The sequence below is a fragment of the Streptomyces sp. NPDC048523 genome, from assembly GCF_043199815.1.
GTDB lineage: Bacteria > Actinomycetota > Actinomycetes > Streptomycetales > Streptomycetaceae > Streptomyces.
In genome coordinates this window covers 92361-116690 of sequence record NZ_JBICWQ010000005.1, presented here as the reverse complement: position 1 = coordinate 116690, position 24330 = coordinate 92361, and the positions used below count along the sequence as shown (strand labels likewise).

The window sequence follows — 24330 nt, the reverse complement described above, 5'->3', positions numbered from 1 at the left end:
GTTCCCTGAGAGGCGCCTGTGTGTTTCTCAGGGAAATCACAGACTGCCGAAAGGGTGTTCTCAGGGGGCCCCGACATGGTGTCCACCATGACCACGACCTCGCCCCAGGGGCGCACCGAACTGCTGAGGCCGGACGGGAGCCCCGTCCGAGTGCTTGTGGTGGACGACGAGCTGTCGATCACCGAACTGCTCTCCATGGCCCTGCGTTATGAGGGATGGCAGATCCGGAGTGCGGGAGACGGCCAGGGGGCTGTTCAGACCGCGCGGGAGTTCCGGCCCGACGCCGTCGTTCTCGACATGATGCTTCCCGACATGGACGGACTGGCCGTCCTCGGGCGGCTGCGGCGCGAACTGCCGGACGTGCCGGTGCTGTTCCTGACGGCGAAGGACGCCGTGGAGGACCGCATCGCCGGGCTCACCGCCGGTGGCGACGACTACGTCACCAAGCCGTTCAGCCTCGAAGAGGTCGTGGCCCGGCTGCGCGGCCTCATCCGCCGCTCCGGTGCGGCCGACCGCCGCTCCGACTCCGTGCTGGTCGTCGGTGACCTCACCCTCGACGAGGACAGCCACGAGGTCTCGCGGGCCGGGCAGAACATCCACCTCACCGCGACCGAGTTCGAACTCCTGCGGTTCCTGATGCGCAATCCCCGGCGGGTGCTCAGCAAGGCGCAGATCCTCGACCGGGTGTGGTCGTACGACTTCGGCGGCCAGGCCAACGTCGTCGAGCTCTACATCTCCTACCTGCGCCGGAAGATCGACGCGGGACGTGAACCGATGATCCACACCCGGCGCGGCGCCGGCTACCTGATCAAGCCCGCCGCCTCATGAGCGGGCGACGACGGCCGCGGGCGCAGAAGCGGGCAGGGCGAGCTGGCAAGCCGCGCACGCTGCGGACGCGGCTCGTCGTCGCGTCGGTGGTGCTGATCGCCGTGGTCTGCTCGGTGATCGGCACGGTGACCACACTCGCACTGCGGACCCATCTGTACGACCAGTTGAGCGGCAAGCTCAATGAGGCCGCGTCACGGGCGGCGCCGCGCGACCTGCCGCCCAAGCAGCCCGCCAACGGCGGCACCAACGACAAGAACGGCGCGCCCGATGGGCAGGACAACCAGCAGAAGACCCCTGCCAGGTTCGTCACCGGCCCGGGGCCGGACGGCACGATCGCGGCCAAGGTGGTCAAGGGCACCATCACCGACGCCAAACGCGGGGTGAAGTCCGACTCCGACCAGAACTTCGGCATGACCGCCGAGAACCTCACGACCGCTCAGATCAAGGTGCTGAACGCCGTCCCCAAGGACAACAAGCAGCACAAGGTCGAACTCCCCGGCATCGGTGACTACCTCGTCCGGTACACCAGCAACGACACCTCCGCCTACTACGTCGCCGTCCCCACCAAGGACGTCGACGCCACCATCGACACCCTGATCCTCGTAGAGATCAGCGTCACCGCCGCCGGTCTCGGCGCCGCCGTCATCGCCGGTTACGTCCTCGTCGGGCTCGCCACCCGCCCCCTGCGCAGGGTCGCCAACACCGCCACCCGGGTCTCCGAACTGCCGCTGCACACCGGCGAGGTCAATCTGAGCGAGCGGGTGCCCGAGGCCGAGTGCGATCCGCACACCGAGGTCGGGCAGGTCGGCGCCGCGCTGAACAGGATGCTGGACCACGTCCACGGCGCCCTGCACGCACGGCAGCAGAGCGAGATGCGGGTGCGGCAGTTCGTCGCCGACGCCAGCCATGAACTCAGAACACCGCTCGCCTCCATCCGCGGATACGCCGAACTCACCAGACGCGGCAGGGAGGAGGTCGGCCCCGACACCCGGCACGCCCTGGGCCGTATCGAGTCCGAGGCGGGCCGGATGACGCTGCTCGTGGAGGATTTGCTGCTGCTCGCGCGCCTGGACGCCGGGCGGCCGCTCCAGTTCGAGCAGACCGACCTCATCCCGCTCGTCGTGGACACCATCAGCGACGCCCGCGCGGCCGGCATGGGCCACAACTGGCGCCTCGACCTGCCCGACGAACCCGCCCTCGTCTCCGGCGACGCGGCCCGCCTCCAGCAGGTGCTCATCAACCTGCTGGGCAACGCCCGCAAACACACCCCGCCGGGTACGACGGTCACCGCGCGCGTGCAGCGGCGCGGACCGTGGATGTGCGTGGACGTCGAGGACAACGGCCAGGGCATCCCCGCCGACCTGCTCCCGCACGTCTTCGAGCGGTTCGCGCGCGGCGACTCGGCGCGCTCCCGCGCCACCGGATCCACCGGCCTCGGGCTCGCCATCGTGCAGGCCGTCGCGACCGCACACGGCGGCGCGGTGACCGTGGACAGCGTTCCGGGGCGGACCGTGTTCACCGTGCACCTGCCCGCGGTCGGGCCCGTGGCGCCCCGTCCGGCGCCCGAAACGAACTGGCAATCGCACTCACAGGCACAGCACAGCGCCGCCATATGGGTGCAACAGGGGGCTTGACCAGAGTCGTTCACATGCGAACCGACTCTTCTCCCGGCACCCTGCCGGCGCGGGAGCACCTCCCGGCCGGCGACGCCGGTACGCCTGTCCTGGACGTAGTGATCCCCGTCTTCAACGAGGAGAAGGACCTCCAGCCGTGTGTGCTGAGACTGCACGAGCACCTTGAGCGCACGTTCCCGTACGCGTTCCGCATCACCATCGCGGACAACGCGTCGACGGACACCACTCCCCTGGTGTCGCGGCGGCTGGAGGCGGAGATTCCGGAGGTCAGGGCCTTCCGGCTGGAGGAGAAGGGCCGCGGCCGGGCCCTTCGGACCGTCTGGTCCGCCTCCGACGCACCGATCCTCGCCTACATGGACGTGGACCTGTCCACCGACCTCAACGCCCTGCTGCCGCTGGTGGCACCGCTGATCTCGGGCCACTCCGACCTGGCGATCGGCTCCCGGCTCGCCCGCAGCTCCCGGGTGGTGCGCGGTCCCAAGCGCGAGTTCATCAGCCGCGCCTACAACCTCATCCTGCGCGGCTCCCTCCAGGCCCGCTTCTCCGACGCGCAGTGCGGCTTCAAGGCCATCCGGCGGGACGTGGCGCAGGTCCTGCTGCCGCTCGTCGAGGACACCGGCTGGTTCTTCGACACCGAGATGCTGGTCATCGCCGAGCGCGCGGGACTCCGTATCCACGAAGTGCCCGTCGACTGGGTCGACGACCCCGACTCCACCGTCCACATCGTGAAGACGGCGACCGAGGACCTCAAGGGGGTGTGGCGGGTGGGCAAGGCCCTGGCGAGCGGATCGCTGCCGCTGGACCGGATCACCCGGCCGTTCGGTGACGACCCGCGCGACCGCGAGATCCAGGACGTGCCGAAGGGGCTGGCCCGCCAGCTCGTCGGGTTCTGTTTCGTCGGCGGGCTGTCGACCCTCTTCTACCTGCTGCTCTACAGCGGCTTCCGCCAGTTCAGCGGCTCCCAGATCGCCAACGCGCTGGCCCTGCTGGTCTCCGCGGTCGCCAACACCGCCGCCAACCGGCGTCTGACCTTCGGGGTGCGCGGGCGGGGCGGCGCCGTCCGGCACCAGGCGCAGGGCCTGGTCGTCTTCGGCATCGGTCTCGCGCTGACCAGTGGCTCCCTCGCCGCGCTCAACGCGGCCAGCAGCGACCCCGCGCACTCCACCGAGCTGGCGGTGCTGATCGCCGCCAACCTCGCGGCGACCGTGCTGCGCTTCCTGCTCTTCAGGGCCTGGGTCTTCCCCGACCGCGGTGAGGACCAGCCCAGGTCCACCGTTGTCGCCACCCACACCCCGGCCGAGCCGCAGCAGTCGTACGGACCGCTGCCCCAGCGCCCGACGGCACACCAGTACGCCACGACGCCGTACGCCACCACGCCGTACACCCCGCCGTCCCCGTACGACACGACCGAGTTCCGCGCCGGTGAGGCCGCGGAGCAGCGCTCCTGGCAGGACGCCACCGTGCGGTTGCAGCCGGTGCGCCCGACCGACACCGATCCGAGGAACTCCTGATGACCACGCAGACCGACCATCCGAACCGGCAGGGTTCCGGGTGGGGTCCGGCGGCGACGGCCCCCGAGGCGCCCTTCGCTCACCCGGCCCCCGAGTCCGGTGAACCCCAGCAGCCCTTCGTCCGCAGACTGTGGCGCGGCCGCCCCGAGGACCCGCGCTGGGCCCGCCCGGCCTTCCTCGGCCTGCTGGCCGCGACCCTCCTGCTCTACCTGTACGACCTGAGCGCCTCCGGCTACGCCAACTCCTTCTACTCGGCGGCGGTCCAGGCCGGCAGCCAGTCCTGGAAGGCGTTCTTCTTCGGCTCGCTGGACGCGGGCAACGCCATCACCGTCGACAAGCCCCCGGCCTCGTTGTGGCCGATGGAGCTGTCGGTGCGGATCTTCGGCCTGAACTCCTGGGCGATCCTCGCGCCGGAGGTCCTCATGGGCGTCGGCACGGTCGCCGTCGTGTACGCCTCCGTGCGCCGCCGGTTCAGCCCCGCGGCCGGTCTGATCGCGGGCGCGGTGCTCGCGCTCACCCCCGTCGCGGCGCTGATGTTCCGGTTCAACAACCCCGACGCCATGCTGGCGCTGCTGATGGCGCTCGCCTGCTACTTCGTGGTCCGCGCCCTGGAGGACGGCCGCACCAAGTGGCTGCTGTGGGCCGGTGTGGCGATCGGCTTCGCGTTCCTCGCCAAGACCCTGCAGGCCTTTTTGATCCTGCCGCCGCTGGCGATCGTCTACGCCGTCTGCGCGCCGGTCTCCGTCAGGAAGCGGCTCGGTCAACTGGCCGCTGCCACCGGCGCGTTGGTCGTCTCGGGCGGCTGGTGGGTCGCGATCGTCGAGCTGTGGCCCGCCTCCTCGCGCCCCTACATCGGCGGCTCCCAGAACAACTCCTTCCTTGAACTGACCTTCGGCTACAACGGTTTCGGCCGCCTCAGCGGCGAGGAGACCGGCTCGGTCGGCGGCGGTGGTGGCGGTGGCGGCACCGGCATGTGGGGCGCGACCGGCTGGGACCGGATGTTCAACTCCGAGATCGGCGGCCAGATCTCCTGGCTGCTGCCGGCCGCGCTGATCCTCCTGGCCGCCGGTCTGGTGGCGACCCGCAAACTCACGAGGACCAGCGTCACGCGTGGTGCGTTCCTGGTCTGGGGCGGCTCGCTGCTCATGACCATGGTCGTCTTCAGCTACATGGCGGGCATCTTCCACCAGTACTACACGGTGGCCCTCGCCCCCTACATCGCGGCCGTGATCGGCATGGGCGCGGGCATCCTGTGGGAGAGGCGCGCCGAGCTGTGGGCGTCGATCACCCTCGCCACCTCGGTCGTGGCGGCGGCGGCCTGGAGCTACGTCCTGCTCAACCGCACCTCCGACTACCTGCCCTGGCTGAAGTACCTGGTCCTGATCGGCGGTCTGGTCGCCGCGCTCGGCCTGATCTTCGCGGGCCGCATCAGCCGCCAACTCGCCCTCGCGGCGGCCTCCCTGGGCCTGGTGGCCTCGCTGGCCGGCCCGACGGCGTACACCCTCAGCACCCTCCAGGAGGGCCACACCGGTTCCATCGTGACGGCGGGCCCGGCGGGCGCGTCCATGATGGGCGGCGGTGGCGGTCCGGGCGGTGGCCGGGGCGGCTTCGGCGGCGGGACGCCCGGCCGGCAAGGCCAGCAGAACGGCAACGGCACCACGCAGGGCGGCGGCACGGGCGGCTTCCCGGGCGGGGGCATGCCCGGGCAGCAGGGCCAGAACCAGCAGAACGGCAACGGCGGCACCCAGGCCCAACCGGGCCAACAGGGCGGCCCCGGCGGACAGACGGGCGACGGCGGCGGCATGGGCGGCGGCGGTGGCGTCGGCGGCCTGCTGAACGGAGCGAGCGTCACCTCCGAGGCGAAGAAGCTGCTGGAGACCGACGCGTCGAAGTACACCTGGGTGGCGGCGGCCATCGGCGCCCAGAACGCGGCGAGTTACCAGCTCTCCACCGGCGACCCGGTGATGGCGATCGGCGGCTTCAACGGCACCGACCCGTCCCCCACGCTGGCCCAGTTCAAGAAGTACGTGGCGGACGGCAAGGTCCACTACTTCATCTCCAGTGGCTCCGGCGGCGGCATGGGCGGCAGCAGCAGCGGTACGTCCTCGCAGATCACCTCGTGGGTCGAGGCCAACTTCAAGAAGGTCACGGTCGGTTCGGCCACCTTCTACGACCTCACGCAGAAGGCGAGCGGCTGACGCCTCTCCCCGGCAGAAGGGCGGCGACCCCGGCGGTCGCCGCCCTTCTCGTCGTACGGCGGGAAAGTGCGTTGTACGCCGTACAGGAACTGTTCTACGGTGTACAACATGACCGCCCCCGCCTCCGCTCCCACCCCCGTCACCGTCGCCCAGGGCCATCCCCAGCGCTGGCTGATACTCGGCGTCATCTGTCTCGCGCAGCTGACCGTGCTGCTCGACAACACGATCCTGAACGTGGCGATCCCCTCCCTCACCAGCGAACTGGACGCCGCCACCTCCGACATCCAGTGGATGATCAACGCGTATTCGCTGGTCCAGTCGGGCCTCCTGCTCACCGCGGGCAGCGCCGCCGACCGCTACGGCCGCAAGAAGATGCTGGCCGCGGGGCTGGTGCTGTTCGGCGTCGGGTCGCTGGTCGCGGGCCTCGCCGACTCCACCGGCCAACTGATCGCGGCACGGGCCGGGATGGGCGTGGGCGGCGCGTTGCTGATGACCACCACGCTCGCGGTGGCGATGCAGATCTTCGCGCCCGAGGAGCAGCCGAAGGCGATCGGCATCTGGGCGGCGGTGAACTCCCTGGGTTTCGCGACCGGTCCCCTCCTCGGCGGCTTCATGCTGAACCACTTCTGGTGGGGCGCGATCTTCCTGATCAACCTGCCGGTCGCCGCGCTCGCCCTGGTCGCGGTCGTGCTCCTGGTCCCCGAGTCCAAGAACCCGCAGGGCGACCGCCCCGACCTGCTCGGCGCCCTGCTCTCCACGATCGGCATGGCCTCCCTGGTCTTCGCGATCATCTCCGGCCCCGAGCACGGCTGGACCTCCGGCCGGGTGCTGGCACCGGCGGCCGTGGCGGTGGTGGTCCTCGCCGTGTTCGCGTACTGGGAGAGCCGGATCCCCCACCCCATGCTCGACATGCACTTCTTCCGCGACCGCCGGTTCACCGGAGCGGTGGCGGGCGCGGTCCTGATCACCTTCGGCATGGGCGGCTCGCTCTTCCTGCTCACCCAGCACATGCAGTTCGTCCTCGGTTACGGCCCTCTGGAGGCGGGACTGCGGACGGCACCGCTCGCGCTGATGATCGTCGCCCTCAACTTCACCGGCCTGTCGGCGAAGTGGTCCACGAGGCTCGGGACGCCGCTCTCCATCGGCCTCGGCATGGCGGTGATGGCCGCGGGCCTCCTGGCCATCGCCACGCTCACCGGCCACGGGTATCCGGGCACGCTGCTGGGGCTGGTGCTGATCGGCGCGGGCGCGGCGGTCGCCAGTCCCGCGATGGCCCACGCGATCATGAGCGCGATCCCGCCGGAGAAGGCCGGGGTCGGCGCGGGCATCAACGGCACGGTGGCGGAGTTCGGGCAGGGGCTCGGGGTGGCCGTGCTGGGTGCAGTCCTGAACGCGCGGTTCGCGGCCGGGATCTCCGTGGCCGCGGTGTCCCTGCCGGGGGCGCTGGCGGAGGCGGGGTCGGCGTCGGAGCGGACACGGATCACGGAGGCGTTCGCCTCCGGCCTGGAGAGCAGTCAGCTGGTGGGGGCGGTGGCGGTGTTGCTGGGCGGGGTGGTGGCGGGGGTGTTGCTGCGGCGGGCGGAGCGGGCGCAGAACGCCTAGCGGGGTGGCGGCTTCGGCTCATCGGCGGCCGCAGTCCGATCGTGGCTGGTCGCGCCCACGCGGCGGAGCCGCATATCGGCACCGCCCCGCGCCCCTCACAGGTCGGTGCAGGCCTAGCATCTCGGCAAGTGAACGACGTCTCGGAAGGTGCGCCATGGTGAAGGCAGGCCAAGAAGCGGCCGCGCGAACCAGTGTCTGGCTGGAGGGCAAGGTGCGCCGGGGCGGGCGTGGGGGCGGGCAGCCTTCCGGGCTGGACCGGGACCGGATCACCGAGGTCACCGTCCGCCTCCTGGACGCCGAGGGGCTGGCCAAGTTCTCCATGCGGCGGCTGGCCGCCGAGCTGAACGTGACCGCGATGTCCGTCTACTGGTACGTCGACACCAAGGACGACCTCCTCGAACTCGCCCTGGACGCGGCCTTCGGCGAGCTGGAACTGCCGGACCCGGAGGCCGACGAGGACTGGCGGGACCAACTGCGCACGGTGGCACGGGAGTACCGGGGTCTGCTGGTACGGCACCCCTGGGTCTCACCGCTGGCCGGCACGTTCCTCAACATCGGCCCCCACTCCCTGGGCCTGTCCCGGACCGTGCACCGGATCGTCCGCGGGACCGGCCTGCCCGCGCACGGCATCACCGGCGCGATCTCCGCCGTCTTCCAGTTCGTCTACGGCTTCGGCACCATCGAGGGCCACTTCATCGCCCGCGCCACCCAGGCCGGCATGACCCAGGAGTCGTACTTCCGCCACGCCATGACCACCGCCACCCGGGCCCCCGCCGCCGCCGAACTCCTCAAGGAGAACGAGGAGATCATGACGGCGAGGGGCGGCGACACGGTGGAGGAGATGCGCGACAGGGACTTCGGATTCGCCCTGGATCTGCTGGTCAAGGGCATCGAGGCGATGGTCGAGCGCCCTTAGCCGCGCTTGCCCACCCCGAGCTCAGCTGCGCTTGCCCACCCGGGCGATCAGGCCAACCGCGCCGGGAAACCGCCGGTGGCAACCGGCCCCCACCGCACCGGCGTCACCCGGATGATCGACTTCCCCTGCTTCACCATCGCCGAGCGGTACTCGTCCCAGTCCGGATGCTCACCGGAGATGTTCCGGAAGTACTCCACCAACGGCTCCACTGACTCCGGCGAGTCGATGACCTCCGCGGTCCCGTCGACCTGCACCCACGGCCCGTTCCAGTCGTCGCTCAGCACGAGCACGCTGACCTGGGAGTCCCGCTTCGCGTTCCGCGTCTTGGCCCGCTCGGGGTACGTCGACACGACGATCCGCCCCGAGTCGTCCACCCCGCAGGTCAACGGCGAGGCCTGCGGCGACCCGTCCGCCCGCCGCGTCAGCAGGATCGCCCGGTGCCGGGGCCGTACGAAGTCCAGCAGCTCGTCCAGGGAGACGGCCTTGTTGGTCGCAATGTTCGGTGCCATGGAATCAGCCTAGTTGGAGCGCCACGGCGTTCCAGTGAACCGCGTCCCGGCCGAGCCGGTCCGCCCCCTCCTCCACGGTCCGCAGCAGCCTCAGCCCCACCTCCGCCCCGTGCCCGGCGACCTCCTGCGGCGGCACGTCGAACATCCGCCGGTCCACGGGCGGCTCACCGCGCCGCAGGGTGATCAGCAGGATCCCGCCGGGACCGAGCAGCCCGGCCAGCCGCCGCATGGCGACGGGGCGCTCCTCCGGCCGCAGGTGCATCCACACCGCGGACAGCAGGACGACGTCGTACGGGCCCCGCACGCCGGGTATCTCCGGCAGCGCGCCCGCCCGCCAGTTCACCCCGCTGCCGGGGTGCAGCCGCTCGGCCAGCCGGCGCAGCTCCGCCACCGGCTCCACCGCGTCGACCGTGTACCCGCGGCCGGCCAGCGCCGCCGCGTCCCGCCCGGTCCCCGCGCCGATGTCCAGCACCCGCGCGGGCGCCTCCGGCAGGAGATCCAGCAGCGCCCCGTGCACGGCCTCGAACGAGACGCTCTCGTACACCCTCCCCAGCCGCTCCGCCGACTCGGCGTAGTAGCCCTGCACCCCCGTGGTCCGCTCCATACCCCGAACCGTACGACCCGCCACTGACAACGCCCTCAGGCCTGCGGCAGCGACTCCCCCTGCACCGCCTGCACATCGAGCTCGACCTTCAGCGTCGTGCCGATCGCCGCGATCCCCGCCTGTACGACCTGGTTGTAGTTCATGGCGAAGTCCTCCCGCCGCAGCTGGGTCGTCGCCCGGAAGGCGGCCCGGGTTCCGCCCCAGGGGTCGGCGCCGGTGCCCAGGTAGGCGAGGTCCAGGTCGACGGGCCGTACGACACCGCGCATCGCCAGCTCGCCGCGGACCGTCCAGCGGTCCGTACCGGACACGACCAGTCCCGTCGACCGGTAGGTGATCTCCGGGTACCGCTCGACGTCCAGGAAGTCCGCCGACCTCAGGTGCTCGTCCCGCATCGCGTTCCCCGTGTCGATCGAGGCCGCCCGGATCACCGCCTCCACCCGGGACTTGGTCACGTCGTCCGGGGCGACCTCGATCGCCGCCGTGAAGTCGGTGAAGCGGCCGTGGACGCTGGAGATGCCCAGGTGCTGGGCGACCGCGCCCACACTGGAGTGGGCCGGATCGACCGTCCAGGGCCCCGGCGGCGGGAGTTCCGTGCCGCCGATGCGGGCCAGGGTGACCGTGCCGACCTCGGCGCGGCCGCTCGCGGTGACGATCGCGCTGGACGCGGCGGGCGCATAGCCGACGGCCGTGACGATGACGGTGTACGGCCCCGGCTCCAGCGGAGTCCCGTCCCGTACCGCCCCCTCCGCGTCGGCCTCCGCGCGCAGCACCTGGGTGCCGGTCATGTCGGTCACCGTGACGATCGCGTGCGACACGGCCCATCCGTCCCGGGTGCGGATCCTCGCGGTCAGTCCCATGTCTCGTACCTCCTCAAAGAAGACCGGCCCGTGGCGGGCGCGCGCCTCCGCTCGGAGCGCGCGCTCCCTGCCACGGGCCGGAGCGGGTGAACTACTCGCCGGGGTGGGCGAGTTCGATGTCGTGGCCGTCGACGCCGGGGCCGTTGACCGTCAGGGCCGTGGCCTGCGGCGGGTAGCCGGTCGCGATGACCGTGTACTCGCCGCCGTCCAGGTCGGTGAAGGCGTACGCCCCGTCCGACCCGGTGGTGGCGGTGCCGACCACGTTGCCGGCCGCGTCCACGAGGGTGACCCGCGCGTCGGCCAGCGGACCGTGCGGCGCCCGTACGACACCCTGCAGGCGGGCGCCCGAGTCGAGGTCGACCTCGATGCGGGTGACGCCGGTGCCGCCGACCTCGACGGGCAGGGCGCGCGGCCGGAACCCGGCGGCGTTGACCGCGACGGTCACCGCACCCGGCACCAGCTCGCCGAAGGCGAACTCGCCCTGCTCACCGGTGGTCCCGGTGGCCAGCAGGTCACCCCGCACATCGGTGACGATCACCATCGCGTCCTTGACCGGCTCCCCGTTCTGCGCGGCCCGCACGAGCCCGTTCAGCCCGCTGGTGCCGCTGAGGAGGATGTCGTAGGCGACCGGCTCGCCGTTCACGAGGACCGTGGACGCCTGCGGCTGGAAGCCGTCCGCGGAGGCGATCAGGACGTACGACCCGACGCTCGGCGCCTCGACGGCGTAGGAACCGTCGGCCTGGGTGACCGACCGGCCCAGCTGCCGTCCCGCGAGCGAGATCAGCGTGACCGCGGCCTGCGGGACCGCAGCGCTCTCGTTGCCGCGCACGAAGCCGCGGACCGGGATGCCGCCGGAGCCTTCACCGGACGCCTCCGGACGGGCGAGGGTGGCCACGGCGGACAGCCGCTGCGTGCCCTCGGGAGCGGTCTCGGTGTCGGAGGAGGCGGTCTCGCCGGCCGCCCAGCTCGGAGTGTGCGCGGCGGCCTCGGTCTCCACCGGAGCCTCGGCGGGAGCGGGAGTCTCCTCGCCTGCGGCCTGCGCGAGCGCGCCCTTGGTCCGCAGCGGAACCTCCTTGATGAACAGGGTGATCAGGAACGCGACGGCCGCGAGGGCGCCGGCGATCAGGAACACGTCGGCGATGCCGTGGCCGTAGGAGCTCTCCATGAGCGTGCGCACCGGGGCCGGGAGCTTGCTCAGGTCCGGGATGCTGTCGGTGGAGGAGCCGGAACCGGACAGGGCGGCCTGGTACTTGGGGTCGAGGGCGGCGACGCCGTCCGACACGTAGTGCGTGATCCGGTGGGACATCACCGCGCCGAGCGCGGAGACGCCGACCGCACCACCGAGGGAACGGAAGAAGGTGACCGTGGAGCTGGCGGAGCCGAGGTCGCTCGGGTCGACCTGGTTCTGCGTGCACAGCACCAGGTTCTGCATCATCATGCCGATGCCGAGACCCAGCAGGGCCATGAAGATCGACATCTTCCAGTAGGCCGTGTCGTACCGGATGGTGCCGAGCAGACCGAGACCGGCCGTCACCAGCACACCACCGCTGACCAGCCACGCCTTCCAGCGCCCGGTGCGGGTGATGAACTGCCCGGAGACGGTGGAGGAGATGAACAGACCACCGATCATCGGGATGGTCATGACGCCGGACATCGTCGGGGACTTGTCGCGGGCCAGCTGGAAGTACTGGCTGAAGAACACCGTGCCGGTGAACATCGCGACACCGACGAACAGCGAGGCCAGCGAGGCCAGCGTGATGGTGCGGTTCCTGAACAGGCGCAGCGGGATGATCGGCTCGCGCACCTTGGACTCGACCAGCACGAAGATCAGACCGAGGACGATGGAGCCGCCGACCATCGCGTACGTCTGCCAGGAGATCCAGTCGTACTTGTCACCGGCGAAGGTGACCCAGACCAACAGCAGCGAGACGGCGGCGGCGACGAAGAACGCACCCGCCCAGTCCACCTTCACGTCCCGCTTCACGACGGGCAGGTGCAGGGTCTTCTGCAGCACGATCAGCGCGATGACGGCGAAGGGGACACCGACGTAGAAGCACCAGCGCCAGCCCAGCCACGAGGTGTCGGTGATGACACCGCCGAGCAGCGGGCCGCCGACGGTGGCGACGGCGAAGGTCGCGCCGAGGTAGCCGGAGTAACGGCCGCGCTCACGCGGGGAGATCATCGCGGCCATGACGATCTGGGCGAGCGCGGACAGACCGCCGACGCCGATGCCCTGGACGACACGGCAGGCGATCAGCATGCCGGCGTTCTGCGAGAGACCGGCGGCCGCGGAGCCCAGGACGTAGATGACCAGGGCTATCTGGACGAGCGCCTTCTTGCTGTACAGGTCGGCGAGCTTGCCCCACAGGGGGGTGGCCGCGGTCATCGACAGCAGGGCGGCGGTGACGACCCAGGTGTAGGCGGACTGGCCGCCGCCCAGGTCGCTGATGATGTGCGGGAGCGCGTTGGTGACGATCGTGGACGACAGGATCGCCACGAACATGCCGAGCAGCAGGCCGGAGATGGCCTCCATGATCTGCCGGTGCGTCATCGGGGCGTACTCGGTGGAGCCTCCCCCGTGCTTGGCGTGAGCCCGCACACCGGCTGGTGTGGTCGTTGCCATGGGCTTCCTTCTCTTACTGGGTGATCGCGGGTGTACGGGTGGTCTGTTCGAGTACGGGGGTGACGGGCGGCCGGGGTTCGGGGCCGTGGGCGCGGGTGTCGTAGGCGCGGCTCTCGTGGGAACGGCTGTCGTCGAAGCTCGCCCGGAGGCGGGCCATCAGCGCGGTCAGCTGGACGACCTCGTCGTCGCTCCAGTCGCTGAGCCGCTCGGCGAGCATGAGGCAGGTCCGGCGGGACAGCTGGTCCAGGAGCGCCTGGCCGGCCGGCGTCAGACGCAGGATGCGTGAACGCTTGTCCGCCGGGTCGGGGGAGCGCTCGATCCAGCCGCGCTCGGCGACGTGCGCCACGTGGCGGCTGGTCACCGACATGTCCACGGCGAGCAGCTCGGAGAGCTTGCTCATGCGCATGTCCCCGTAGCGCCCGAGGAGGGTCAGCACGGCGGCGGAACCGGAGGGGCACTCGGACGGCATCATCCGCCCGATCTCCCTCTTCACGGCCCCGAAGGCGCTGAACTGGCGGATCAGCTCCTCGTATCGCGCTTGCTCGGCCATCACACCTCCCGTATTCGTTGCTTAGGGCAACCATAGACGTGCTTGGTTGCTACAGGCAAATAAAACGGGGTGGGTGCGGCATAAAAAGTTGGCAAAGGCAAGTATTACGAACGTAAACGCGCATGTGGGGGCTGCTGGTGCCGTGGTCAGCCCCGCACTTGGGCCCCGGTCCCGGATTCGCTAGGGTCTCTGGGCATGGCTGAGAACCAGGTCCCCGACGGCAACCACGACCCCGCCGGCAGCACCCAGATGTTCCGCGCGTTCGTCGACGAGGGCCCACAGGGCCGCCGACAGCCGACTGCGCCGGCCGCCACGTCGGGCGGTCCGCGCATCGGGCTCATCATCGGGGTGGTGGTCGCGGTGGCGATCGTCGCGGCGGTGGCTTGGCTGGCGCTCGGGTAGCGCGGGCGGGGTTTCTTTTCAGGTGCCGGCCCGGTGGGGGCGGGCGTTGTGCGCAGTTCCCCGCGCCCCTGGATGCCTGCGGCGGCCTGTGCGGCTCCAGTGGGGGTTTGGGTAGCGCGTGCAGGTGTGTTGTGGGTCGGTGCCGGGGTGGGGGGGTGCCCGTAGTGGCGCACGGTCCGGCGAACGGCTCGTCGCGGCGCGGTAAGAGCTAAGGGTCCGTTGCGGCGCGCGAGGTGGCGAACGGTCCGTCCTGGCGCAGGTGACTGCAACCCCCAGGGGCGCGGGGAACTGCGCGACCAGCCCCCGTCGGCCCGCAGCCGCCCGACAACCCGACCCGGCACCCGACTAGGCGCCCGGTTCAAGCCCAGCGCAGCGGCACCGCGGGGAACTGCACGACCAGCCCCCGCCGGCCCGCAGCCGCCCGACAACCCGACCCGGCACATCCATAGGCGCCCTCAGGCGCTTCTGGATGCCCGGTGACAGGAGGAATCCTCAGTCGGAGATGAGACCCTCGCGGAGTTGGGCCAGGGTTCGGGTCAGGAGGCGGGAGACGTGCATCTGGGAGATGCCGACCTCGTCGCCGATCTGTGACTGGGTCATGTTGGCGAAGAAGCGCAGCATGATGATCTGGCGCTCCCGGGGCGGGAGTTTGGCCAGCAGCGGCTTCAGGGACTCCCGGTACTCGACGCCCTCCAGAGCCGTGTCCTCGTAGCCGAGGCGGTCCGCGAGAGAGCCCTCGCCGCCGTCGTCCTCCGGGGCCGGAGAGTCGAGCGAGGACGCGGTGTACGCGTTGCCGACCGCGAGGCCGTCGACGACGTCCTCCTCGGACACGCCGAGCACGATGGCGAGTTCGGCGACCGTCGGAGAGCGGTCCAGCTTCTGGGAGAGCTCGTCGCTGGCCTTGGTGAGGGCCAGCCGCAGCTCCTGCAGACGGCGCGGGACACGCACCGACCACGAGGTGTCGCGGAAGAACCGCTTGATCTCCCCCACGACCGTCGGCATCGCGAACGTCGGGAACTCGACGCCCCGTTCGCAGTCGAAGCGGTCGATCGCCTTGATCAGGCCGATGGTGCCGACCTGGACGATGTCCTCCATCGGCTCGTTGCGCGAGCGGAAACGAGCCGCCGCGTAGCGCACCAGCGGGAGGTTGAGCTCGATGAGGGTGTCCCGGACGTACGCGCGCTCCGGGCTGTTCTCGTCGAGTGCGGCGAGCCGCAGGAAGAGGGAGCGGGACAGGGTGCGGGTGTCGATGGCTCCCGACACCGTCGGGGGAGCCGGGAGAGCCGGGGCCGACGCGGCCTCGACAGCCGTGACGTCGTCGAGTGCGGGCTCAGCCTCGCTCTTGGTGAGCGTGAGCACCTTCGAGCTGCCCTGATCTGCGGACATGCCACCCCCTTTGGGTCGCGGGACGGTCGTGGCGAACGCCCCGTGGTGGAACGTCAGCCTTCACCTGAATACCGGCGCCGAAGCCTCGGCAAACGCGCTTCCGGCAGAATGTCACATGTCGGCAACACGCTGTAGTGACATGTCGACATGTGAGACCCGAATCCGCCCTGGATAAAGGGGGTCTGACGGTTTTTCGGCACAGAAGTGTCGGGAACGGCGCTGGTGAGCGATTCGCTCGCGCCGGTTACCTCTCGATCCCGCTTGCGAACTGCGGTGTTCCGGAACGTGCGACCGTGCGCCCCTTATGCATCCGCTATCCGCCGAAGATTATGCGTCGATCCGATTGGCGGACCGCAGCCGCTGGAAGCTACGCGCCAGTAGCCTCGAAACGTGCATCTGTGAGACGCCGAGTTCCGCGCTGATTTGCGACTGGGTGAGATTGCTGTAGTAGCGCAGCAGCAGGATTCGCTGTTCCCGTTCGGGGAGTTGGACCAGGAGATGGCGGACCAGGTCGCGGTGTTCCACACCGTCCAGCGCCGGGTCCTCGTAGCCGAGCCGGTCGAGAAGGCCGGGCAGTCCGTCGCCCTCCTGGGCCGCTTCGAGCGAGGTGGCGTGGTACGACCGTCCGGCCTCGATGCAGGACAGCACCTCGTCCTCGGTGATGCGCAGCCGCTCGGCGATCTCGGCGGTCGTCGGGGTGCGTCCGAAGGCGGTCGTCAGGTCCTCCGTCGCGCCGTTGACCTGTACCCACAGCTCGTGCAGCCGGCGCGGGACGTGGACCGTGCGGACGTTGTCGCGGAAGTACCGCTTGATCTCGCCGATGACGGTCGGCATCGCGAAGGTCGGGAACTGCACGCCCCGGTCCGGGTCGAAGCGGTCGATGGCGTTGATGAGGCCGATGGTGCCGACCTGGATCACGTCCTCCATCGGCTCGTTGCGGGAGCGGAAGCGGGCGGCCGCGTAGCGCACGAGCGGGAGGTTGGCTTCGATGAGCGCCGTCCGCACCCGGTTGTGCTCCGGCGTGCCCGGCTCGAGCTCCTTCAACTCGCCGAAGAGCACCTGGGTCAGCGCCCGGGTGTCGGCGCCGCGACTGCGTGGGGCGGCCTCCTGGGGGGCCTCCTGGGGAGGCGCGGTACTGGCCGCCACGGTCAACGCCACCTCTTCGTTGGTCAACTCATCCGTCAAAAGCGGTCATAGCATCACAAGACATGTGCACTGTGTGCAAGCACCGCATAACGTTGGGTTACGCCGTGTTGAGGGGCAGGTGGGGCTGGAAGACGCAGAAAAGCCTCCCGCCGTTGCCGGCAGGAGGCTTCCGAGCACTCGGGCTCAGTACGCGTAGTCCGCGATCACCCAGGTGGCGAACTCCTTCCACAGCGCCACACCCGCCTGGTGCTCCGGGTGCTCGACGTACGTCCGCAGCGCGGCCGCGTCCTCGAACCCGGAGTTGATGGCGAAGTCGTAGGCGATGGGGCGGTCGCTGAGGTTCCAGCCCAGCTCCCAGAAGCGGATCTCGGGGATCTTGCCGTCCAGCGCGCGGAAGGCCTCGACGCCCGCGACGACACGAGGGTCGTCGCGCTCGACACCCTCGTTGAGCTTGAAGAGGACGAGATGGCGGATCATGGGCGCTCCCTCGAGTCTGTTCAGTGCGCCCCGTCGGCCAGCCAGGTGAAGAAGTCGCCCACGGCCTTGGCGGCGTCCGATATGCCCTGGAACCCTATCTGCACGTAGTCGGCGGCCTTGGCCGGGTCCGTGATGATCACGTACAGCACGAAGACCACGAGCAAATAGACGGCGATCTTCTTTCCGTTCACCGCCACCGCGGCCTCCCCCGCTATTGGTACGTCTGTTCCTTCTGGGGCGCGAGTGTAACCGGGGTGATCAGTACGCACGAAGGGCCCCGTCTCTCGACGGGGCCCTTCTCCAGCGGTAGCGGAGGGATTTGAACCCTCGGTGACTTGCGCCACACTCGCTTTCGAGGCGAGCTCCTTCGGCCGCTCGGACACGCTACCGAGGGAGACCTTACAGCAAGGTGGGGCATGGTTTGAAATCGGTATCGGCGGCCCGGAGGCGGTCGATCGGCGGTCAGGAGGCGGTCCGTCAGCGGTCAGGGGGGCGGTCCGTCAGCGGTCGCGGAAGAACTCCGTGAGGAGCCCGGCGCACTCCTTGGCGAGCACCCCCTCGATGACCTCGGGCCGGTGGTTGAGGCGCCGGTCGCGGACGACGTCCCACAGGGAGCCGACCGCGCCCGCCTTCTCGTCCCGGGCGCCGTAGACGACCCGGTCCACCCGGGACTGCACGATCGCGCCCGCGCACATCGTGCAGGGCTCCAGCGTGACGACGAGCGTGCAGCCGGTCAGCCGCCACTCGCCGAGCTCCGCCGCCGCCCGCCTGATCGCGAGGACCTCCGCGTGCGCGGTCGGGTCGCCGACCGCCTCGCGTTCGTTGTGACCGGCCGCGAGCACCGTCGTACCGTCCGGGGACAGGACGACGGCGCCCACCGGCACGTCCGCGCCCGCCCGGCCGGCCTCGTCCAGGGCGAGCCGCATCGCGGCCCGCCAGCGGTCGCGTACCGGGTCCGGGGTGCCGTCCTTCTCGGTTCCTGCGGTCAGCGGACGGTCTCCAGGACCTCCGAGGCGCCCAGGGCCTCGGCGATCGCGGTGAGGGCGTCCTCCGACAGGGCCTTCAGCTCCTTCACGCTGACGCCCAGGTCGTCGAGGACCTGAACGTCGCCGACCGGGCCGTGCGGCACGGCCTCCCCGGAGCCGACCGCCTCGGCGGTGACGTCGTCGTCGTCCTCGTCGTCGTCCTCACCGTCCTCGGTGCCGTCGAGGTCGAGGGCGTCGAGGTCGGGGTCGTCGTCGGGCTCCCTTCCGAGCAGTTCGTCGGTGAGCAGGATCTCGCCGTACGAGCTGCGGGCAGCGGCGGCGGCGTCCGAGACGTAGATACGAGGGTCTTCCTCGCCGTCGATGCGGACGACGCCGAACCAGGCGTCCTCCTGCTCGATCAGGACGAGCACCGTGTCGTCCTCGGCCGCGGCTTCCCGGGCGAGGTCGGCCAGATCCGACAGGGTCTCCACATTGTCGAGGAGCTCTGTGTCGCTCGCTTCCCACCCGTCTTCGGTGCGCGCGAGCAGTGCGGCGAAGTACACCGTGACTCTCCCACTGGTCATAGGTGTGCCGGTTGGGGGTCCCCCCGGCGGAGGTTCGGGCGGGGAGAGCTCGGCTCCGAGCCCCACCCACTCGGAATCGTGGCAGAAACAAGGCGTTCAGGGGACGTCTTCGGCACCCTGTGTCCGGTGGTTTTGATCGCACGCGCGTCGGCACGTCGGTGAAGGACTCACCAGCGCACTCGTCGCCGCCACGAGCGGGATCGTACGCGGCTTTCCCAACGGCCCACACACGGCCACCTGTTCCGTGCGGCTCGCGTCCAGTGATCTTTCCTACCAGCGGAAGGTCCGCATGCGCATCGCGTGCCGCAGACGGGCCACTTTCGCCCGGCGCGGCTGCACCCGGTCACGCAGTTCCCGGGCTTCCGCGAGGTCGCGCAGAAACTGCGCGCGCCGGCGCCGGCGCTCGGCGTCGGTCTCCTGTGACGACGGTTCGTGCTCAGGCAGGTCAGGCATCGGTTCACCACCCCAGTCCGTCCCTCCCACGTTCCCCCGGTCGGGGGGTTTGACGCCAGCGCGAGGGCACCGATGGACCGGGCTACTGTTGTGGCCATGCGTCTCCACGTCGTCGACCACCCTCTGGTCGCCCACAAACTCACCACGCTGCGCGACCAGCGCACCGACTCCGCGACCTTCCGTCGTCTCGCCGACGAGCTGGTCACCCTGCTCGCCTACGAGGCCACGCGCGACGTGCGCACCGAGGCGGTCGACATCCGCACCCCGGTCGCCGCCACGACCGGTGTGAAGCTGTCGTATCCGCGCCCGCTGGTGGTGCCGATCCTCCGTGCCGGGCTCGGCATGCTGGACGGCATGGTCCGGCTGCTGCCGTCCGCCGAGGTGGGGTTCCTCGGCATGATCCGCAACGAGGAGACGCTGCAGGCCACCACGTACGCCGCGCGTATGCCGGAGGACCTGTCCGGGCGGCAGGTGTACATCCTCGACCCGATGCTCGCGACGGGTGGCACCCTGGTCGCCGCGATCCGTGAGCTGATCAAGCGGGGCGCGGACGATGTGACAGCGGTGGTGCTGCTGGCCGCCCCCGAGGGCGTGGAGATCATGGAGCGCGAGCTGGCGGGTACGCCGGTCACGGTGGTCACGGCCGCGGTCGACGACCACCTCAACGAGCACGGCTACATCGTCCCGGGCCTCGGCGACGCGGGCGACCGTCTGTACGGGTCGGCCGAGTAGGGGTTGCCTGCGGGTTCGGTGGGGGCGGGCGTTGTGCGCAGTTCCCACGGGCCCGCACCCGCCCGAAAACCTGACCCGGCACCCCAATAGGCGCCCACTTCCGCCCTACGACACCTCAGCAGCTCTTCTTCGACGTCGTCGCCGACGCGTCGGGACGGGCCAGCGCTGCCATCGACTTGTCCGCCGTCGCCTTCGGCGTGAGGTTCTTGAAAGCCGTCCCGATGATCAGGTCGACCTCGACGCCCTTGCGGGTGTCCGTGCGGGTCTCGGCGGAGGCCAGCTGCGTCGCGAGGACCGGCAGCGAGGTCTTGAGGGCGGAGGAGGGACCGAGCAGTACCCCCGTGCCCTTGACCTTCTTGTCGTAGGTCGCCGTCGCGTTGCCCACCTCGCCGATCTTGAAGCCCCGCTTCTTCAGCTCGTCCGCCGTCTTCTTGGCGAGTCCGCCGCGAGCCGTGGCGTTCAGGACGTTGACGGTGATCTGGCCCGGCCTGGGGAGAGGGGCCGCGGAGGGGGAGGGGGACGCGCCGGCCTTCGTCCTGCAGTCCGTCCCGGAGCTGGCCGCGGAGGCCCGGTCCCCGCCACCCGTGAACACGTCGATGAGCTGGAGCGTGCCCCAGCCGACCAGGCTCAGCGCGGCGACGGAGGCCACCACGCCGAGCACGAGCCTGCCGCGCCGCCGGGGCCGACGCATCCGGGGGTACTTGTCGCCCGTGATCCGGTACTTACCGCCCATGCCGGGGGGCGTCAGCATGCTCATGGGCGCAGCGTAGTGCGCCGGGACGGCAATGCCTACTAGATGATCATTGACCACGGCACAGGTGAACCCGAAAGGGTCAAACCTCTACAGCGCGGTCGCTCAGTCCAGCTCGAGCACGCGCGCGTGCAGCACCTGTCGCTGCTGGAGTGCCGCCCGCACCGCGCGGTGGAGACCGTCCTCCAGGTACAGGTCGCCCTGCCATTTCACGACGTGCGCGAACAGGTCGCCGTAGAACGTCGAGTCCTCGGCGAGCAGGGTTTCCAGGTCGAGCTGGCCCTTGGTCGTCACCAGCTGATCGAGGCGGACCGGGCGCGGTGCGACGTCCGCCCACTGCCGGGTGCTTTCCCGGCCGTGGTCGGGGTACGGCCGGCCGTTTCCGATGCGCTTGAAGATCACACGGAAAGCCTACCGGTCAAGACCTTCCGGGCGCAGCCATGGCGGCCGAGTGCGACGCTGGAAAAAAGTCGCGAAAAGGGGCGTAACGGGAGCAGGGGTTTGGTATGAGTGAGCGAAAGACCCCGCCGGAGGGTGTGACGGGAGCCGCCGCGGCAACCACCGACCGGTCCATGCCAAAGGCACAGTCCGGCTCCGCCGCGCTGCCCCGGCAGGCCCTGGAGATCGCCTCCGGCTATGCCTTCGCCGGGCCCGCGCTCGACCTCGGCGCGCTGCTGTGGGACGGCGTCTGCCTCCCGGACGCGCAGGTCAGGATCCCTCTTCCGATGCTCAACCGGCACGGGCTCGTCGCCGGCGCCACCGGCACCGGCAAGACCAAGACGCTCCAGCTCGTCGCCGAGCAGCTGTCGGCGCAGGGAGTGCCCGTCTTCCTCGCCGACATCAAGGGCGATGTGTCGGGGATCGGCGAGCCGGGCGCACGGAACGAGAAGGTGCAGGCCAGGGCCGCCGACGTGCATCAGCAGTGGGAGCCCACCGGGTTTCCCGCGGAGTTCTACGCCCTCGGCGGCATCGGGCACGGCATTCCGGTCCGGGCCACCGTCACCAGCTTCGGTCCGCTGCTCCTGTCCAAGGTGCTCCAGCTCAACCAGACCCAGGAGCAGTCCCTCGGCCTGATCTTCCACTACGCCGACCAGAAGGGGCTGGACCTGGTCGACCTGAAGGACCTGCGGGCCGTCGTCGCCTTTCTGACCTCCGACGAGGGCAGGAGCGAGTTGAAGGGCATCGGCGGGCTGAGCACGGCCACCGCGGGAGTGATCCTGCGCTCCCTCACCGCCTTCGAGGCGGAGGGCATGGCCGACTTCTTCGGGGAGCCCGAGTTCGACACCGGTGAGCTGCTGCGGGTCGCGGACGACGGACGCGGGCTCGTGTCCGTCCTGGAGCTGGCCGCCGTACAGGACCGGCCGCGGCTCTTCTCGACCTTCCTGATGTGGCTGCTCGCCGATCTCTTCCACGATCTGCCGGAGGTCGGGGACGTCGACAAGCCGAAGCTCGTCTTCTTCTTCGACGAGGCGCATCTGCTCTTCAACGGGGCCTCGAAGGCGTTCCTCGACTCCCTCACGCAGACCGTCCGGCTGATTCGCTCGAAAGGAGTCGGCGTCTTCTTCGTCACGCAGACCGCGAAGGACGTACCCGCCGATGTCCTCGCCCAGCTCGGCAACCGGGTCCAGCACGCGCTGCGGGCTTTCACGCCGGACGACCAGAAGGCGTTGAAGGCGACCGTGAAAACCTTCCCCGACTCCGCGTACGACCTCGAGGAGCTGCTCACCGGCCTGGGGACGGGGGAGGCCGTGGTGACGGTGCTGAGCGAGAAGGGGGCTCCTACGCCCGTCGCCGCGACCCGCCTGCGCGCCCCCGAGTCCCTGATGGGTCCCCTCGACGCAGACGCGCTGGACTCGGCGGTCAGGGCCTCCTCGCTGTACGGACGTTACGCACAGGCTGTGGACAGGGAGTCGGCGTACGAGAGGCTCGACTCCCACGGCGCCAAGGGCCCGGACGAGATGGTCCCGGCAAAGGCCGCGCCGAAGGTCCCGCCTTCTGCGCGGGAGGAGAACCCCTCCGTCGTCGAACAGGTCGTCGGCAGCGGCATGTTCAAGTCGCTCGCGCGGTCGCTGGGCACGCAGATCGGGCGTGAGATCACCCGCTCGGTCTTCGGTACGGCCCGGAGGAGGCGGTAGCCCCGCCTCCTCCGGAGGTTCAGCCGCGCTTCTCCTCTCTCACCGGCGGCTGTTTCGTCGTGCTCTGCGGTTTCGGCGCACTGCGGGCGGCCTCCGCGCGCAGCAGGGCGCGCAGGACCGCGTAAGGGTCGACGGGCATGGCGGTGTTCCTCGCGTGAGTGCTGAACAGACCTGTCGGAAGCGGGCTCTGTCAGCAGCGCAGGACCACGGAACGCAGGGCGGGCAGCGCGTGCGGCGGTCGCGGGGCCACCGGGAGGGTACGGTCCGCCGGCACCCCGGGGACCGCCTCGGGCCATGGAACCGGCCTCAGAGGTACGACCGCACGGTGGACGATCCTGGCCGGTGGCCGCAGGGCCGTGTCGAGGACGTCGTACTCGACGAGCTCCCCGGCCGGGACGGGCGGCATCGCCTGCGCCTGCAGATGTGCGCCGGGAACCAGCAGCGCGAGCAACAGCACGAGCGCCCGCAGCCAGTCACGGCTGCACGGGGGGCGTCGTACGGAACTCACACACCTCGTCTCCCCCTCCGGCACGCTCCCTTCATCACTTCGGCCAGGGGATTCACCCGGGTGCAGTAGTGAGGGGGCGCCAAGGGCGTGGCGGCACGCCGAAGAGCACACCGACAGCGAGCAGCGAGGCGACGCCGGTCAGCAGGACGACCTGCCAGGCCGCCCGGGAGAGAGCGGGCAGGGGGCCCTCGAGGGGGTTCGGGCGCGTGCGGCGAAGTCCCCGGCGAGACGGACCGGCGGGTGGCCCGCGTGGACCTTGCGGTCGTCGGAGCGATCGTCGAAGCGGTCGTCGAACTCGGTCATGGTCCATGCTGGGACCGCCGTGCACCGCACGGCCACCCGGCTGACTAGGACTTCTCAGCCGTCTTCGCCGTCTTCGCCGCCTTGGCCGCCGCCTTCATCTCCTGCTTGTGCGCGCGGACCTTCGTCAGCGACTCGGGACCGGTGATGTCGGCGACGGACCGGAAGGACTTCGGCTCGCCGTACGCGCCCGCGGCCTCCCGCCAGCCCGTCGGCCGGACGCCCAGCTGCTTGCCCAGCAGCGCCAGGAAGATCTGCGCCTTCTGCTTCCCGAACCCCGGCAGCTCCTCCAGCCGGCGCAGCAGTTCACGGCCGTCGGCCACGCCCTTCCACACCAGCTCGGCCCGGCCGTCGTAGTGCTCGACGAGGTACTGGCACAGCTGCTGGATCCGCTTGGCCATCGAGCCCGGGTAGCGGTGCACGGCCGGCTTCTCGGAGAGCAGCGCGACGAACGCGTCCGGGTCCTGCGCGGCGATGTCGTGCGCGTCGAGGTCGCTCGCGCCGAGCCGGTCCGCGATGGTGCGGGGGCCCTTGAACGCCCACTCCATCGGAACCTGCTGATCCAGCAGCATCCCGACCAGCGCGGCGAGCGGTGAGCGGCCGAGGAGTTCGTCGGCCTCGGGGTCCTGGGCGAGGTGAAGGGTGACGTCCATGTCCCC

At 70.4% G+C, this 24330-nt stretch carries 25 protein-coding genes and 1 tRNA gene; 9 read left to right on the top strand and 17 right to left on the bottom strand.

Annotation, left to right across the window (positions count from 1 at the left end; translation table 11 throughout):
- Positions 1 to 87 precede the first annotated feature (87 nt).
- The 6 genes from ACGFWE_RS26075 (at position 88) to ACGFWE_RS26050 (ending at position 8689) form a co-directional block, all read left to right on the top strand.
- Positions 88 to 828, top strand: a complete 741-nt coding sequence (locus ACGFWE_RS26075) for a response regulator transcription factor (RefSeq protein WP_352391370.1) — start codon at positions 88 to 90, stop codon at positions 826 to 828.
- Positions 825 to 2462, top strand: a complete 1638-nt coding sequence (locus ACGFWE_RS26070) for an ATP-binding protein (RefSeq protein WP_393602114.1) — start codon at positions 825 to 827, stop codon at positions 2460 to 2462. The genes ACGFWE_RS26075 and ACGFWE_RS26070 overlap by 4 nt, the downstream gene beginning before the upstream one ends.
- 14 nt (positions 2463 to 2476) lie before the next feature.
- Complete coding sequence (locus tag ACGFWE_RS26065) at positions 2477 to 3973, top strand: glycosyltransferase (RefSeq protein ID WP_393602112.1); 1497 nt, start codon at positions 2477 to 2479, stop codon at positions 3971 to 3973.
- On the top strand, positions 3973 to 6171 hold the full coding sequence (locus ACGFWE_RS26060) for a glycosyltransferase family 39 protein (RefSeq protein WP_393602110.1): 2199 nt from the start codon (positions 3973 to 3975) through the stop codon (positions 6169 to 6171). Before ACGFWE_RS26065 ends, ACGFWE_RS26060 begins: the two co-directional genes overlap by 1 nt.
- A 108-nt stretch (positions 6172 to 6279) precedes the next feature.
- Positions 6280 to 7773, top strand: a complete 1494-nt coding sequence (locus ACGFWE_RS26055; RefSeq protein ID WP_393602108.1) for an MFS transporter — start codon at positions 6280 to 6282, stop codon at positions 7771 to 7773.
- Positions 7774 to 7927: 154 nt separating this feature from the next.
- The gene (locus ACGFWE_RS26050) at positions 7928 to 8689 is read left to right on the top strand and encodes a TetR/AcrR family transcriptional regulator (protein ID WP_352391365.1); all 762 of its coding nucleotides are present in this window, start codon (positions 7928 to 7930) and stop codon (positions 8687 to 8689) included.
- A 47-nt stretch (positions 8690 to 8736) separates the two neighbouring features.
- On the opposite strand, the gene ACGFWE_RS26045 is transcribed toward ACGFWE_RS26050, so the two are convergent.
- From ACGFWE_RS26045 to ACGFWE_RS26025, 5 genes are all read right to left on the bottom strand, one after another.
- Positions 8737 to 9198: a PPOX class F420-dependent oxidoreductase gene (locus ACGFWE_RS26045; RefSeq protein WP_352391364.1), complete on the bottom strand. Its 462-nt coding sequence runs from the start codon at positions 9196 to 9198 to the stop codon at positions 8737 to 8739.
- A 4-nt stretch (positions 9199 to 9202) separates the two neighbouring features.
- Positions 9203 to 9802: a class I SAM-dependent methyltransferase gene (locus ACGFWE_RS26040; protein WP_393602106.1), complete on the bottom strand. Its 600-nt coding sequence runs from the start codon at positions 9800 to 9802 to the stop codon at positions 9203 to 9205.
- A 35-nt stretch (positions 9803 to 9837) separates the two neighbouring features.
- The gene (locus tag ACGFWE_RS26035) at positions 9838 to 10659 is read right to left on the bottom strand and encodes a YceI family protein (RefSeq protein ID WP_352391362.1); all 822 of its coding nucleotides are present in this window, start codon (positions 10657 to 10659) and stop codon (positions 9838 to 9840) included.
- Positions 10660 to 10750: 91 nt separating this feature from the next.
- On the bottom strand, positions 10751 to 13282 hold the full coding sequence (locus ACGFWE_RS26030) for an MFS transporter (protein WP_393602104.1): 2532 nt from the start codon (positions 13280 to 13282) through the stop codon (positions 10751 to 10753).
- A 13-nt stretch (positions 13283 to 13295) separates the two neighbouring features.
- On the bottom strand, positions 13296 to 13832 hold the full coding sequence (locus tag ACGFWE_RS26025; RefSeq protein ID WP_352391360.1) for a MarR family transcriptional regulator: 537 nt from the start codon (positions 13830 to 13832) through the stop codon (positions 13296 to 13298).
- 195 nt (positions 13833 to 14027) lie between these two features.
- Between ACGFWE_RS26025 and ACGFWE_RS26020 the strand changes: the two genes are divergently transcribed.
- Positions 14028 to 14234 carry a hypothetical protein gene (locus tag ACGFWE_RS26020; protein WP_352391359.1) on the top strand — a complete coding sequence of 69 codons (207 nt, stop codon included), beginning with the start codon at positions 14028 to 14030 and terminating at the stop codon, positions 14232 to 14234.
- A gap of 492 nt (positions 14235 to 14726) precedes the next feature.
- On the opposite strand, the gene ACGFWE_RS26015 is transcribed toward ACGFWE_RS26020, so the two are convergent.
- From ACGFWE_RS26015 to ACGFWE_RS25980, 8 genes are all read right to left on the bottom strand, one after another.
- Positions 14727 to 15620: an RNA polymerase sigma factor SigF gene (locus tag ACGFWE_RS26015; protein ID WP_352391358.1), complete on the bottom strand. Its 894-nt coding sequence runs from the start codon at positions 15618 to 15620 to the stop codon at positions 14727 to 14729.
- 327 nt (positions 15621 to 15947) lie between these two features.
- Positions 15948 to 16805 (bottom strand): RNA polymerase sigma factor SigF, encoded by an 858-nt coding sequence (locus tag ACGFWE_RS26010; protein WP_352391357.1) that lies wholly within the window; start codon positions 16803 to 16805, stop codon positions 15948 to 15950.
- Positions 16806 to 16949: 144 nt separating this feature from the next.
- A complete protein-coding gene (locus ACGFWE_RS26005) occupies positions 16950 to 17243 on the bottom strand; it encodes a Dabb family protein (RefSeq protein WP_352391356.1) in 294 nt (97 codons plus the stop codon).
- 20 nt (positions 17244 to 17263) lie between these two features.
- Positions 17264 to 17440, bottom strand: a complete 177-nt coding sequence (locus tag ACGFWE_RS26000) for a hypothetical protein (RefSeq protein ID WP_352391355.1) — start codon at positions 17438 to 17440, stop codon at positions 17264 to 17266.
- A 107-nt stretch (positions 17441 to 17547) separates the two neighbouring features.
- Positions 17548 to 17632, bottom strand: a tRNA-Ser gene (locus tag ACGFWE_RS25995).
- Positions 17633 to 17743: 111 nt separating this feature from the next.
- Positions 17744 to 18169 (bottom strand): tRNA adenosine(34) deaminase TadA, encoded by a 426-nt coding sequence (gene tadA / locus ACGFWE_RS25990; protein ID WP_393602100.1) that lies wholly within the window; start codon positions 18167 to 18169, stop codon positions 17744 to 17746.
- A gap of 59 nt (positions 18170 to 18228) precedes the next feature.
- Positions 18229 to 18771, bottom strand: coding sequence for a hypothetical protein (locus ACGFWE_RS25985; RefSeq protein ID WP_352391441.1), 543 nt, complete (start codon positions 18769 to 18771; stop codon positions 18229 to 18231).
- Between the two features lie 291 nt (positions 18772 to 19062).
- A complete protein-coding gene (locus ACGFWE_RS25980; protein ID WP_007383124.1) occupies positions 19063 to 19245 on the bottom strand; it encodes a hypothetical protein in 183 nt (60 codons plus the stop codon).
- 96 nt (positions 19246 to 19341) lie between these two features.
- Here ACGFWE_RS25980 and upp point away from each other — a divergent pair, with 96 nt between their 5' ends.
- Entirely contained in the window at positions 19342 to 19977 is a 636-nt protein-coding gene (gene upp / locus ACGFWE_RS25975; RefSeq protein WP_393602098.1) for a uracil phosphoribosyltransferase, read from the top strand.
- A 115-nt stretch (positions 19978 to 20092) separates the two neighbouring features.
- On the opposite strand, the gene ACGFWE_RS25970 is transcribed toward upp, so the two are convergent.
- Both ACGFWE_RS25970 and ACGFWE_RS25965 read right to left on the bottom strand, forming a co-directional pair.
- Positions 20093 to 20734 carry a LytR C-terminal domain-containing protein gene (locus tag ACGFWE_RS25970; protein WP_393602096.1) on the bottom strand — a complete coding sequence of 214 codons (642 nt, stop codon included), beginning with the start codon at positions 20732 to 20734 and terminating at the stop codon, positions 20093 to 20095.
- 99 nt (positions 20735 to 20833) lie between these two features.
- Positions 20834 to 21130, bottom strand: a complete 297-nt coding sequence (locus tag ACGFWE_RS25965; protein ID WP_003999914.1) for a type II toxin-antitoxin system VapB family antitoxin — start codon at positions 21128 to 21130, stop codon at positions 20834 to 20836.
- A 170-nt stretch (positions 21131 to 21300) separates the two neighbouring features.
- Here ACGFWE_RS25965 and ACGFWE_RS25960 point away from each other — a divergent pair, with 170 nt between their 5' ends.
- The gene (locus ACGFWE_RS25960; protein WP_393602094.1) at positions 21301 to 22863 is read left to right on the top strand and encodes a helicase HerA-like domain-containing protein; all 1563 of its coding nucleotides are present in this window, start codon (positions 21301 to 21303) and stop codon (positions 22861 to 22863) included.
- Positions 22864 to 23053: 190 nt separating this feature from the next.
- Here the strand turns inward: ACGFWE_RS25960 and ACGFWE_RS25955 are convergent, their stop codons facing one another.
- Together ACGFWE_RS25955 and ACGFWE_RS25950 are read right to left on the bottom strand one after the other, a co-directional pair.
- On the bottom strand, positions 23054 to 23371 hold the full coding sequence (locus ACGFWE_RS25955; RefSeq protein WP_393602092.1) for a hypothetical protein: 318 nt from the start codon (positions 23369 to 23371) through the stop codon (positions 23054 to 23056).
- A gap of 347 nt (positions 23372 to 23718) precedes the next feature.
- Complete coding sequence (locus ACGFWE_RS25950; RefSeq protein WP_393602090.1) at positions 23719 to 24324, bottom strand: HhH-GPD-type base excision DNA repair protein; 606 nt, start codon at positions 24322 to 24324, stop codon at positions 23719 to 23721.
- Positions 24325 to 24330 lie beyond the last annotated feature (6 nt).